This window comes from Phycisphaeraceae bacterium (assembly GCA_019636655.1).
Lineage (GTDB): Bacteria > Planctomycetota > Phycisphaerae > Phycisphaerales > UBA1924 > JAHBXB01.
In genome coordinates this window covers 186,784-198,910 of sequence record JAHBXB010000002.1, presented here as the reverse complement: position 1 = coordinate 198,910, position 12,127 = coordinate 186,784, and the positions used below count along the sequence as shown (strand labels likewise).

At 67.4% G+C, this 12,127-nt stretch carries 10 protein-coding genes; 7 read left to right on the top strand and 3 right to left on the bottom strand.

The genetic code is table 11. The features are described 5' to 3' along the window. Positions 1 to 11: 11 nt before the first annotated feature. From KF745_06290 to KF745_06275, 4 genes are all read left to right on the top strand, one after another. The gene (locus KF745_06290) at positions 12 to 362 is read left to right on the top strand and encodes a J domain-containing protein (GenBank protein MBX3358021.1); all 351 of its coding nucleotides are present in this window, start codon (positions 12 to 14) and stop codon (positions 360 to 362) included. A gap of 195 nt (positions 363 to 557) precedes the next feature. Beyond that, positions 558 to 2,030: an undecaprenyl-phosphate glucose phosphotransferase gene (locus tag KF745_06285; GenBank protein ID MBX3358020.1), complete on the top strand. Its 1,473-nt coding sequence runs from the start codon at positions 558 to 560 to the stop codon at positions 2,028 to 2,030. Positions 2,031 to 2,050: 20 nt separating this feature from the next. Beyond that, complete coding sequence (gene mnmG, locus KF745_06280; protein ID MBX3358019.1) at positions 2,051 to 4,003, top strand: tRNA uridine-5-carboxymethylaminomethyl(34) synthesis enzyme MnmG; 1,953 nt, start codon at positions 2,051 to 2,053, stop codon at positions 4,001 to 4,003. A gap of 29 nt (positions 4,004 to 4,032) precedes the next feature. Then, positions 4,033 to 5,868, top strand: coding sequence for a cation:proton antiporter (locus KF745_06275; GenBank protein MBX3358018.1), 1,836 nt, complete (start codon positions 4,033 to 4,035; stop codon positions 5,866 to 5,868). Between the two features lie 19 nt (positions 5,869 to 5,887). Here KF745_06275 and KF745_06270 read toward each other — a convergent pair whose 3' ends face one another. Beyond that, positions 5,888 to 6,655 carry a UvrB/UvrC motif-containing protein gene (locus KF745_06270; protein MBX3358017.1) on the bottom strand — a complete coding sequence of 256 codons (768 nt, stop codon included), beginning with the start codon at positions 6,653 to 6,655 and terminating at the stop codon, positions 5,888 to 5,890. A 371-nt stretch (positions 6,656 to 7,026) separates the two neighbouring features. Here KF745_06270 and KF745_06265 point away from each other — a divergent pair, with 371 nt between their 5' ends. The 3 genes from KF745_06265 (at position 7,027) to trxB (ending at position 10,912) form a co-directional block, all read left to right on the top strand. Beyond that, complete coding sequence (locus tag KF745_06265; protein MBX3358016.1) at positions 7,027 to 8,067, top strand: RNA polymerase sigma factor RpoD/SigA; 1,041 nt, start codon at positions 7,027 to 7,029, stop codon at positions 8,065 to 8,067. A gap of 154 nt (positions 8,068 to 8,221) precedes the next feature. Continuing rightward, on the top strand, positions 8,222 to 9,811 hold the full coding sequence (locus tag KF745_06260; GenBank protein MBX3358015.1) for a hypothetical protein: 1,590 nt from the start codon (positions 8,222 to 8,224) through the stop codon (positions 9,809 to 9,811). A 111-nt stretch (positions 9,812 to 9,922) separates the two neighbouring features. Then, complete coding sequence (gene trxB, locus KF745_06255; GenBank protein ID MBX3358014.1) at positions 9,923 to 10,912, top strand: thioredoxin-disulfide reductase; 990 nt, start codon at positions 9,923 to 9,925, stop codon at positions 10,910 to 10,912. Between the two features lie 13 nt (positions 10,913 to 10,925). Here trxB and KF745_06250 read toward each other — a convergent pair whose 3' ends face one another. Together KF745_06250 and erpA are read right to left on the bottom strand one after the other, a co-directional pair. Beyond that, on the bottom strand, positions 10,926 to 11,405 hold the full coding sequence (locus tag KF745_06250) for a hypothetical protein (GenBank protein MBX3358013.1): 480 nt from the start codon (positions 11,403 to 11,405) through the stop codon (positions 10,926 to 10,928). A 314-nt stretch (positions 11,406 to 11,719) separates the two neighbouring features. Continuing rightward, positions 11,720 to 12,103, bottom strand: coding sequence for an iron-sulfur cluster insertion protein ErpA (gene erpA, locus KF745_06245; GenBank protein ID MBX3358012.1), 384 nt, complete (start codon positions 12,101 to 12,103; stop codon positions 11,720 to 11,722). Positions 12,104 to 12,127 lie beyond the last annotated feature (24 nt).

The following is a 12,127-nucleotide window of genomic DNA, read 5'->3' as shown; positions in this document are numbered from 1 at the left end:
CCCTCCGCACCATGACCGGCGGCACCCACTACACCACCTTGGGAATCGAGCGAGCGGCGACCCTCGCCGAGATTCGGAAGGCCTACCGATCGCTGGCTCGAAGGCTGCATCCGGACGTCAACGCCTCGCACGACGCGGCGGACAGCTTCTTGCGGGTGCAGGCCGCGTACGCCGTGCTCTCAGATTCGAAACGCCGGGCCGAGTACGACCTCAGGCTCGAGTCCCAGGCGGTCGCCAGTCCGGGTGTGGCACATTACACATGGACCAACATCGCGACGCACGTAACCAAGCCGAATGCCGCAAGAGCTCGGACCGAGCTCGACGATATGTATGATGCCTATTTCGGCGGCCGGGAGGCCTGAGGCCCTGGGACGCGCAAGGGGTTCCGTTCGGTTCCGGAGTTGACAAACCGCGCCGGAATCGGAACAGTGGAGCCGGTTCGTCGGCCTGGGGGCGGCCGTTCGGTGGGGTCTGGGGTGGGCGGGTGCGGTGGGAGGGGCGGATCGCGGGCGTGTCCCGGAGCGTGAACGCTCCTCCAGCCCGCCGGGAAACGTGGATTGGTCAAGCAGCAGCACCAACTCTTCGTTGCGTTGCTCGTGGCCGTGGATGGCCTGGTCGCCTCGTGCGCCTGCTTCATCGCGTGGCTGGTGAGACACTGGATCGTTCCGCCGGACCGGTGGCCCCGGAACTGGGAGAGCTACCCCAAGCAGGCGCTAGTCCTCTACGCGGTGCCGATCACGATCATGGTCGTCCGGGCGATGGGTCTCTATCGGCCGCGCCGAGACCGGTCACTGGTCAGCGAAGCGATCCAGGTAGTCAAGGCCTCGCTGGTGAGCGTCGTGGTGATCTGGAGCGTGGCGTACCTGTTCGACCTGTCGGTGTTCAGCGTGCCGTTCACCAAGCCGGTGACGTGGATGGGGATCGAGTTCGACGCCGGCCGCGTGCAGTTTGCAACGCTCGCGACGGCGCTGCCGCTGCTGATGGCCGCCCACCGGGTCAGTTTCCGCGCCGGGCTGCGTGTCCTCCGCCGAAGAGGCTGGAACCTCCGGCACGTCGCGGTCATCGGTACGGGCCGCCTGGGCCAGATCACGGCGCGGACGCTGCAGCGCAACAGTTGGACCGGTATCCGCGTCGCCTACTTCCTGTCGCACCTGGACCAGAAGTCCCGCGACCGCTGTCTGGACCGGCCGGTGCTGGGCGGCCTTGACGACCTGGAGAGGGTCCTCGATGCCAACAAGGCCGACGCGGTGTACGTGGCGCTCCCGTCGCAGCGGTCCAACCTGCTGACCAACGTCCTCACCCGGCTCGAGCGGTTCCCCGTCGACGTCCGGGTCGTGCCCGACCTCAATCCCCGCTACCTGCCGCAGAGCATGTCGGTGAGCGAACTCGACGGCATGCCGATCCTCTCGTACCGCGAGAGCCCGACGCACGGTATCGGCGGCGTCAGCAAGCGGATCGTGGACATCCTCGGCTCGCTCGCCGCGATGCTCCTGTTCTCGCCGGTGATGCTGCTGATCGCGATCATCGTCAGGCTGAACGGCCCGGGCCCGGTGATCTTCAAGCAGCGCCGCATGACGCTCGGCGGCGAGACGTTCAAGATCTACAAGTTCCGCACGATGTACCACGTCGAGGACGAGGCGGGCCGCCCCGTCAAGACCCCCGCCGAGTGGACCGAGCGCAACGACCCCCGGATCACCCCCATCGGCCGCTGGCTCCGCCGTACGAGCCTCGACGAACTGCCGCAGTTCCTGAACGTGCTCAAAGGCGACATGAGCCTGGTCGGCCCTCGGCCGGAGCGCCCCGAACTGATCATGCGGTTCCGCGACGACTGGCGCGGCTACATGCTCCGCCAGCACGTCAAGGCCGGCATCACGGGCTGGGCCCAGGTCAACGGCCTCCGCGGCCAGACGAGCCTCCGCAAACGCCTGCAGTACGACCTCTTCTACGTGCGCCACTGGTCGCTGGGGTTCGACCTGCGGATCCTGGTGCTGACGCTCTTCAGGGGGTTCGTGCACAAGAACGCGCACTGACCCACCTAAACTCCGCCGTCATGCCCCCAACCGACTACCAGGTCATCGTCATTGGCGGCGGCCACGCGGGCGTCGAGGCCGCGTGGGCCGCGGCGAACCTGCTTCCTGTCGACACCGCCCGCGGCGGCACGCCCACCGTCGCCCTCGTCACGCTCGATCCCGCCAAGATCGGCGTCATGTCCTGCAACCCCGCCATCGGCGGCCTTGCCAAGGGCCAGATCGTCCGAGAGATCGACGCCCTCGGCGGGGTCATGGGGCTCGCCACCGATGCCACCGGCATCAACTTCAAGGTCCTCAACACCTCCAAGGGCGCGGCCGTCCATGGGCCCCGCGCGCAGTGCGACAAGCACGCCTACGCCCGCGCCGTCCAGGGCTTCATCGCCTCGCGGCCGGAGATCGAGGTGATCGGCGGCGCGGTGGACGAGTTCATCATCGAGCAGGACCGCATTACCGGAGTCGTGGTTGTCGTCAACGGCTCGGCGCGCATCGTCCTCGCCGCCCGCGCCGTGGTGCTCACGACTGGCACGTTCATGCGCGGCCTCATGCACACCGGCGACTCCCGGACCCCCGGCGGTCGCTTCGGTGAGGCCCCGGCTGTCGGCATCTCCGACACCCTCCGCCGACTCGGTTTCGAACTCGGCCGACTCAAGACCGGCACCCCGCCGCGCCTGAGGCGATCGACGATCGACTGGGACGCGCTCGAGCCGCAGTGGGGGGACCAGCCGCCAGCCCCCTTCAGCGATCTGACGGCCGCGGAGACGGGCCTCGACGACGGCACGCTCCGCGTCGCGCCCTCGGTCGCCCGGTTCCCCGTCCTCGAGCAGGTCGACTGCCGCATCACCGCGACGAATCAAAGGGTCCATGACCTCATCCGCGCCAACCTGCACCGCGCGCCGATGTACTCCGGCCAGATCGAGTCCGTCGGTCCCCGCTACTGCCCCTCGATCGAGGACAAGGTCGTCCGCTTCGCCGACCGCCAGAGCCACCACGTCTTCCTCGAGCCCGAGTCCCTCAGTGACGACTGGATCTACTGCAACGGCATCTCCACCAGCCTGCCCGCGGATGTCCAGGAGCAGGTCGTTCGCGCCATGCCCGGCTGCGCGCGGGCTGAGATCTGCCGCCCCGGATACGCCGTTGAGTACGACATGGTCCGCCCGCACCAGATCGGCGCGACGGGCATGACCAAGACGGTCGATGGCCTGTTTCTCGCGGGCCAGATCAACGGCACCAGCGGTTATGAAGAGGCCGCAGGCCAGGGTCTCGTGGCGGGACTCAACGCCGCCCGATTCACCCGCTCCGAGCCGCTTGTCACCCTCGGCCGCGACCAGGCGTACATCGGCGTGCTCATGGACGACCTAGTCACCAAGACCCCCGTCGAGCCCTACCGGATGTTCACCAGCCGCGCCGAGCACCGGCTCCTGCTCCGGGCCGACAACGCCGCTGACCGGCTCACCGGCCTCGCGATCGAGTGGGGCCTGCTGGAATCGGCCCCCTTCGGCAGGGCACGGGCTGGCTTGTACGCCGAGCGCCGGCGCCAGATTGCCGACCTCGATCGGGCTATCGCGGCGATCCGCTTGCCGGGTGGCGAGCGCCTTGCGGACGCCATCCGGCGCCCGGGATTCACCCCCACCGATCTCGCGGCGGTCGTCGAGCCCATCGCCGGCCGGCCCTTCAGCGACCGCGCTCTGCTGACTGTCCACACCAACCGCGTCTATGAGGCGTATCTGGCCCGCCAGCGGGCCGAGGTCCGCCGCCACGAGGAGTTGGAGCGCCGGCGGCTCCCGGCAGCCATCGACTACTCGACCTTTATCAACCTGCGATCCGAAGCCCGCCTCGCTCTCGCCCGGTTCCGTCCCGAGACACTCGGCCAGGCCGGTCGTCTTGAGGGGATCACCCCGGCTGATCTGACCCTGCTCGCGGTCCTGGTCCGCCGGCACTCCGATGCGGCGCGGACGCCGGCTTCGTCCGTGTAGCAACTGGCCGCTGACGCTACCATCGCCCCGTGGGACTCCTTCTCTATATCGCACAGCACGGCGCCTCGGCGGGTGGCGAACGGTCGCTGGTCATCGACCTGCTCCTCCTCCTTGCCGCCGCGGGCCTGGTGACGATGCTGCTGCGCCGCCTGGGGATGTCCACGATTCCCGGCTACCTGATCACAGGGGCGATCATCGGGCCGGGCACCCTCGCCCTGATTACCAGCGATGAGAACATCTCACAGATGTCCGAGCTGGCGATCCTGCTGCTGATGTTCACGATCGGAATGCACCTGGACATGGACGCCATCCGCACCGGGATGGTCAGCATCATCGCTGTCGGCGTGGTGTCGTCGGTGCTGGTGATGGCGGCGATCTGGGGGGTCAGTGCCCTCTGGGTCAGCGCTCCGGCTGCGCTGGCGGTGGGGATGGCATTCGCCATGTCTTCCACGGCGGTCGTGCTGGGGATCCTGCAGACCCGGCGCGAGGTCAACCGTGTGCACGGGCGGCTCTGCATCGGCATCGCGATCGTTCAGGACCTGCTCTCGGTCGTTGTCCTCGCGTTGCTCCCGCTCCTAGCGGTCTGGGCCGGCGGATCGCCGGGGGGTGTCGCCGAGAAGGTCATCCTGACCGAGGATCTGGGCAAGGTCAGCCGACTCTTCATCGCCGCGGGATTCGCCATCGGCGGTATCGCCGTGATGCTGGCCTTCGGGCGGTACGTCCTGCCGCGCCTGCTCAAGGAAGCGGCCCGCGGCGGGGGCGCCGGCGGTTCCGAGGAACTGCTGGTCGTCTCCGCGGCTGTCGCCCTGGGCGCGGCCGTCCTGACGACGGTCACGGGGATCGGGCCGGCGCTCGGCTCGTTTCTCGCCGGCTTCATGCTCACCTCGACGTCATTCAAGCATCAGCTCGCCGGCCAGCTCTCGCCGCTGCGGAGCCTCTTCATGGCGGTGTTCTTCACCGTCGTCGGCCTGCAGATGGACTTCAGCGTGATCCTCGGCCACTGGTGGCTCGTCGGCATCGGACTCGTGGCTCTCATGGGGATCAAGACGCTTGTGATCGCCTTCTGCTGCTGGGCGGGCGGGGCGACCGCGCCCGTCTCCCTCCTCACCGGCGCCCTGCTCTCGCAGGCCGGAGAGTTCAGCCTCATCGTTCTCGCCGCGGCCGGAACAAAGGGGATCATCCCCGATGACGTCGCGCCGACGCTGATCGCCGTCGTCGTGCTCTCGCTTATCGCGACGCCGATGGTCCACACGCTCGCCCTGCGCCTAATCCCCCGGCTGGCCCGGATTCAGCCCGCGCCCTGGATCAACTCGGTTGCCCTTCGCGAACCGGGCGAACGCCTCCGGGCCAAGGCGGCCGACGCCGCCGCCGCGGAGGACACCGCTCCCTCGGCGGAGACCCCGGCCCCCGTCAGGCACGGCCACATTATCGTCGCTGGGTTTGGAATTGTCGGACGCGCCGTCGCGGATCGGTTTGAAGTCGACGGCATCCCGTACATCGTCGTCGAGCTCAACCCCAAGACCGTCGCCCGCCAGACCAGCCTCGGGCGCTCGATCGTCTACGGCGACATCTCGAACCCCGAGGTCCTCGAGTCCGCGGGGATCGACCGAGCCGACGCCGTCGTGCTCACGATCCCCGACGACGATGCGGTGCTCCGCGCCTGCCAGTCGATCCGCGCGGCCAAGCCCGACATCTTCATCGCGGTGCGCACCAGTTACCTCAGCAGCGCGTTCGCGGCAACCGGCGTCGGAGCCGATGAGGTGACCGTCGCTGAGGTCGCGACCGCCGAGGCGATGGCGCGGCAGGTGCTGCGCAAACTGACCGAGCGACGGGCCCTCCCCGCCGCGACCGGGCCGGTCGGCTGATCAGGCGACCAGCCGACGCTTAGGCGCGGCCCTCGCCGGTGTCCAGCATCTTGAGTTCGTCCCGCAGGATCGCGGCCAGTTCGTAGTTCTCTTCCTCGATGGCCTGCGCCAGCCGCTGACGCAACTCCCCCTTCTGGCTCACCGGCAGCTTGGGGATCAGCGCATCGCGCATCCCTCGCAGGTGCCGCACCTCGGCGGACTCGTCGTACGCCTCCGCGCGGCCGGAGTCCGAGAAGTAGGACTTCAGCGCGTCGAGGCCCTGGTCGATCGCGTGGATCGCGGCCTTGGGCTCGTTGTCCTTCAGGGCCTGGCTGGCGAGCGCCCGCGCCCGCATCATCGTGATGTACGGCCGGTACTGCTCCAGCGCCGTCCGATCCGCCTCGGTCTCCGCGTACTTCACGCACAGGTCGATCACGCGCAGGTTGCGGGTGGTGTCGCGGATGACACCCTCAAAGTCCTCCAACGCCAGCAGGCAGACGTAGCGGTGGTAGTACTGCACCGCCTCTTCGCGCAGCTCGCGGCACTCGTCCTCGTTCAGGACAAACGTTGCCGCTGAGCCCTCGCCCGCGACCACCTCATCCAGGCGCTGTTCGTGGTACTCCAGCAGCGACTCGTGTCCCATCGGCCGAAGCCCGTCGGGCCGCCCCTCGGTGCGCATCTGCAGGATGCCCAGATCAACACGGAGCTGGATTCGCGGCTCGCCGTCATCCCCTTCGATCAACCGCACGTTGAGCTGCCCGGACTCATAGGGCCAACGCCCAAGGATTTTGCTCAGATCAGCGCTCACATCAACTCCATCTGCCGGCGTGGCGCCTCGCCACAACCCATGCTCCTGAACTATACGAGACGGGGCCCTCGTTAGCACGCACTCACGTGCGACACGGCCGTGGGCAAGCCACCAAGGGGGAACTGTGGACCCTTGGCCGGAGTTTATCGGAGGTCTGCGAGCCCGACGGGATCCGGCATCGTGCGGCGTCGGAACCTGCCGCGATTCTCAGGAGAACCATCGCATTGACGAGGATCGCGCCGAGTGCCAGAGTTTTGGCCAGCGAGATCGCGATCGGCTACATGTGGCCGGTAACCGGTTGCCGACGTCCCAGTTCCCCGGCTTAACTCTGCGAGGATGCAAGCGGCTCAAGGGTCAAAGTTGCACGGTCGATGCAACCGTCGGGCACGGGTCAGCGAAGCGCTTTCAGTCGTCGGAGGGCCCACTCCGGTGGCGCGGGTTCAGAGGGCGGTTCTCGCTCCTTCTGCAAGGGAAACACATTGCGTTCCGTTACCGGCATCAAGTCCTCGCCGAGGGCCGAACTCCAGTCCGGCCTTCAGTTGTACCTGCGCCAGATCAACGAGACAGCGCTCCTCACCGCGGACGAGGAGAAGACGCTCGGCTGGGCGATCATCAACGACAACTGTCCGGCCTCGCGGGAGCGCATGATCCGCGCCAACCTGCGGCTGGTCGTCTCGATCGCCAAGAACTACTCCAACCGCGGCCTCGCCCTCCAGGATCTCATTGAGGAGGGCAATGTCGGTTTGCTCCGCGCGGTCGAGGGCTTTGATCCCGCGCAGGGCGCACGGTTCAGCACGTACGCATCGTGGTGGATCAAGCAGGCGATCAAGCGGGCGCTGATCAACGCTGTTCAGCCGATCCACGTTCCGGCCTACATGGTCGAACTCATCGCGAGATGGAAGCAGGCGAGCCAGAAGCTCGAGAAGGAACTCGGCCGGCCGCCCACCCTCCAGGAGCTCGCCGACGAGACCCAGCTCCCCCTCAAGAAACTCCGGATCATCAAGCGAGCCGTAAAGGCGTTCCGCGTTCCCTCCCAGGCGCCGCTCGACGAGGACGGCAAGGTCGTCAATCTCGACGACATCCTCGCCGACGATCGCGCCATGACCTCCGACGACTGCGCCCTGCGGGACGACGAACTCCGCACCATCCGCCGCCTGCTCGACGCGATCGACGAGCGGGAGGCCCGCATCCTCCGCCTCCGATTCGGACTCGATGGCCAGGAGCCGCTCACGCTCAAGCAGATCGCCCAGGACATCGGGATCTCGCGCGAGCGAGTCCGCCAGATCGCCGATGAGGCCCTCCGGAAGCTCAATGCCCAGATCAACGACGACCGCCCGAGCCGGTTCTTCCGCCGGGCCGAGAAGCCCTCCAACGGGCAAGCCCGCCGGGGAAGCCCCCGCGTCGCCGGCTAGGTTCGTCCAACCAAACTCTCTCTCGCCGCACCGAGCCCGCCGCGATTACGCGGTGGGCTCAGTGCTTTTTGAGGCCGTCGCGAAGCCCGTCAGGGGCCCAAATCGGCTACGATGCCCGGCCCTGCGCCCAAAGCAGGGACCGGAGCCCTCCTCGATGATCTCACGCGTTCCAACCCTGGCCCGCCTGGCGACCGCCCTTGTGGTTGCGTCGGCATTCATGTTCTCCGCCGCGGCTCGGGCCGACGACTACACAGATCAGGCCAACAAGCTCTACGCCACCTACGTCAACCTCAGCGGCCGGACGGTGCCGCTCCCCAGCGAGAAGCGGAGCGACCTGGTCCTGCTCCCCGCGCTGGCCAAGATGCAGCCCCCTCCCGCGGCGGTCTCGGACATGGAGTCCGCCGCCCTGATCACCCCAAAGAGCCGCGAATGGGAGGCCGCCCAGGCCTGGGCCACCGCATCCCAGCAGAAGGCGGTGCTTGAGGCCCTCGCCGCCGTAACCAAGAACGAAAGCTCGCTCGGCCACATGGTCTTCGCCCAGCCCTACGGCGTCGACGGGGTTCCGATCGACCTTGTCGCGGCGGACCTGTACACGGAGCTGGGTGATCCGCCACTCCTCGCAGCCGCGGAGTTCAGGTACCTCAAGAGCGTCAAGAACATGGCGTGCCTCGTCGCGGTCGAGTGCAACCGTCTCGCGGCGGACGGGAAGTCCGGTGATGCCCTGGAACTTGCGCTGCGGCTCGGGCTGTTCGCACGCCAGATCGCAGACCGCGAACTGGCCGGTGAAAAGGCCACCGGGATGGACCTGCTCGCGTTCGCGTTCACGTTGATGGACGACATCGCGTACCGCGACTTCAAGTCCCCGACGCACTCGCTCACGATCGAAAAGCTGCAGGACGTCGTCAAGCGGCTCGATGATGCGGCGAGCCCGATTGGCCTCGCCCGTATCCGGATCCCCGCCGCGGACCAGCTCGCCGCCGAGCAGCTCGTGGCCCGCGTGTACGGCAACGGCGACAAGCCGAATCCCGAGATCTTCGCCGCCACGCTTGCCAAGATGTCGGTCGGCGACCGTCCGCTGCGGATGTTCTCCGAGGCCGCGGGGTGGGAGGACGTGCGGCGCGTCGCGGCGGCCAAGCCGCAGACGCTGGCCAACATCCGAAAGGTTGCCGGCGATTTCAAGTACCGCTGGGGCCTCGACCCGTTCGACCCCACGATCGCCTCGGACAGCGACTACCGCAAGCTCGTCGCCGGTAATCCGGCGATGCGCCTCGCTACGGTCGTGTACCGGCCATACCCGCGCCTGCTGAACCTGCGCAAGGACCTGCGAGTCCAGCTCGAGGGGAGCCGCCAGGCCCTCGCGATGTACGCCTACTTCATCAAGAACGGGACCTTCCCCGCGATCCTGACCGGCATTCGGCCCGTGTACATCCCGGACCTCGCCAAGGACCCGTTCGACCCCCAGGGCCGCAACTTCCAGTTCTTTGTCCCCTCGCGCGACCTTGCCGGTGGCCGAAAGATCCACGAGATGACCGTCTTTGTCGGCAAGAAGTACAAGCCGTTCGCGGTCAAACTGGGCGAGGGTGAGTTCGTTCTCTACTCCGTCGGGCCCGATGGAGACCGTGGCTGGGCCAAGGACGCTACCGGCGGCGCCGCGTCGGAGTTGACCACCGGTGACTACGTCATCTGGCCGCCCGACCTGTCGCTGCTGCGTCAGCACCTGATCCAGGAAGGCCAACTCAAGTAGCCCGCTGTTGCCCTGCTGCCGGTTGAGCCTCCGCGCCGCCGCCGGCGCCGCGGAGTGATGTGGTGCCGCCGGCATCCAACAACAAGACCCCGACGCGAATAGCATGCAACCATGACCCATTCCCCAGGCACTGGCGTTGAGAAACTGGTCATCATCGGGTCCGGCCCCGCGGGCTGGACCGCCGCGATCTACGCGGCACGGGCCAAGCTGGACCCGGTGGTCTACATCGGCGTCCCCAAGTCCGACCCCGGCCCGATCCTGCCGGGCGGCCAGCTCATGCTGACCACGGAAGTCGAGAACTACCCGGGCTTCCCCAAGGGAATCACCGGCCCCGAGATGATGGGCGACTTCCAGAAGCAGGCCGAACGGTTCGGAACACGGGTTGCGGGCGAGGACATCCTGTCCTGCGACTTCTCCAAGCGACCCTTTGAACTGACCACGAGCAGCAAGAAAACGGTTCGCGCCCACGCCGTAGTCGTCGCGACCGGGGCTACGGCGAACTGGCTCGGCCTCGAGAACGAGATGCGACTCGCCCGGTCCGGCGGCGGCGTCTCCGCCTGCGCCGTTTGCGACGGGGCCCTGCCCGCGTTCCGCGGCCAGCCTCTTGCGGTCATCGGCGGCGGCGACACCGCAATGGAGGAGGCTTCCTACCTCACGAAGTTCGGCTCGGTCGTCTACGTGATCCACCGGCGCGATGCGCTGCGGGCCAGCAAGATCATGCAGCAGCGGTTCCTGAGCAAGCCCAACGCGAAGGTGCTGTGGAACAAGGTCGTCGTCGATGTTCTCGGCGACCAGAGCATCTCGGGGGTCGTGCTGGAGGACACCGTTACCAGCGAGCGCAGCACCCTGGACGTGAAGGGCCTGTTCATCGCGATCGGCCATACCCCGACGACCCGGTTCCTCAAGGGCAGCGGTCTCACGCTCGACGACAGCGGGTACCTGGTGCTCGGTTCCAGGTCCAGCATGACCAACATCGAGGGCGTCTTCGCGGCGGGCGATGTTGCCGATCCGCACTACCGCCAGGCGGTGACGGCGGCGGGCATGGGATGCCAGGCCGCGATCGACGCGGAGCGATGGCTCTCTTCCAAGGGCATCGAATAACGCCGCGGGCCGGTCAGCCGTGCTTGGGCAGTTCGTTCTCGCCGTAGAGGCGGAACTCCTTGCGGCGCAGGATCTGCCCGGCCAGCACGGGATCGTCAACGGCCAGTGCAATCGCCGGGCTCCCGTTAGGCCGCAGCATCAGCGGGTAGGCAAACCGGATATTCAGCTCCGCCCCCAGCAGGTACATGCACAGCCGGGCCAGGCCCTTTTCCTTCCCGAGTTCAACGACCAGCACGTCGATCTCGGTGAACGCGAGGTCGTGCCGGGTGAGCATCAGGCGGGTGTCCTCGGCGCTGTTGGTGATCAGCCGCACCACGGCGTGGTCCGTTGCATCGTGCACGGAGAGGGCGCAGATATGGACGGTGGCGTTGTCGAAGGTGCGCAGCAGTTCGTGGAGCTTGCCGACCTTGTTCTCGAGAAAGACAGAGAACTGCGTCACCGTCGGCGGGGCGTATCCCTGGCTGGTCTCGAGTGGAATGGAAGTTTCGCCCATGCTCGCGCCCTCCGTGGCCCCATGGAACCGGATCGGCGGAGCGCCGGTCGGCCGCGGGGCACGCGGCGGAAGGATGCGGCGGCGCTACGGCGTGCTCGTTCCCAGAACACCCCCCGCCGACTTCGACGTGAGCACGCGGACCCGACCTCGCGGGTAACCCCTGAGGCCTCCCATTGTTACGTAAGAGACGCCTCCGATGCAAGAAAAAAGCGGCATTTTCGCCGCTTGGGTACCGGACGGAGTCGTGCGATTCGCACGGCGATCGGGTGGGTGGCAAGTCCCCCACGAAGCGGGGGTCAATGTCGGCGGGAGGCTTAGACCGAGAAGGACGACCCGCAGCCGCACGACGACGACGCATTCGGATTCTGGAACACGAACCCGCGGCCCATGATCTCGTCCTTGAAGTCGACGGTGGTCCCGGAGAGGTAGAGCAGGCTCTTGGGGTCGCAGATGACCTTGATGCCGTGCCGCTCGAAGACCTCGTCGTGATCCTTCTGCGTCTCGGTGAGGTCCAGCAGGTAGGAGAAACCCGAGCACCCGCCGCCCTTGACCCCGACGCGCAGGCGGATCTTGTCGGCGTCCAGTTCCTGCTGCTGGATGATCGACCGGATCTCCCTCGCGGCGGTCTCGGTCAGGAAGACGCCGCCGGTGTCGACATCGGGCGCTGCGGTCGTGGTCGCGGTGTGGTTCGTGGACATGTGAGCGGCTACTCCTTGGGATCG

Bases quoted from the DNA above. Each gene is read 5' to 3' on its own strand.
- erpA (MBX3358012.1), bottom strand. From the start codon at position 12,103: ATGTCCACGAACCACACCGCGACCACGACCGCAGCGCCCGATGTCGAC.
- KF745_06260 (MBX3358015.1), top strand. From the start codon at position 8,222: ATGATCTCACGCGTTCCAACCCTGGCCCGCCTGGCGACCGCCCTTGTG.
- trxB (MBX3358014.1), top strand. From the start codon at position 9,923: ATGACCCATTCCCCAGGCACTGGCGTTGAGAAACTGGTCATCATCGGG.
- KF745_06290 (MBX3358021.1), top strand. From the start codon at position 12: ATGACCGGCGGCACCCACTACACCACCTTGGGAATCGAGCGAGCGGCG.
- KF745_06250 (MBX3358013.1), bottom strand. From the start codon at position 11,405: ATGGGCGAAACTTCCATTCCACTCGAGACCAGCCAGGGATACGCCCCG.
- mnmG (MBX3358019.1), top strand. From the start codon at position 2,051: ATGCCCCCAACCGACTACCAGGTCATCGTCATTGGCGGCGGCCACGCG.
- KF745_06265 (MBX3358016.1), top strand. From the start codon at position 7,027: ATGCAACCGTCGGGCACGGGTCAGCGAAGCGCTTTCAGTCGTCGGAGG.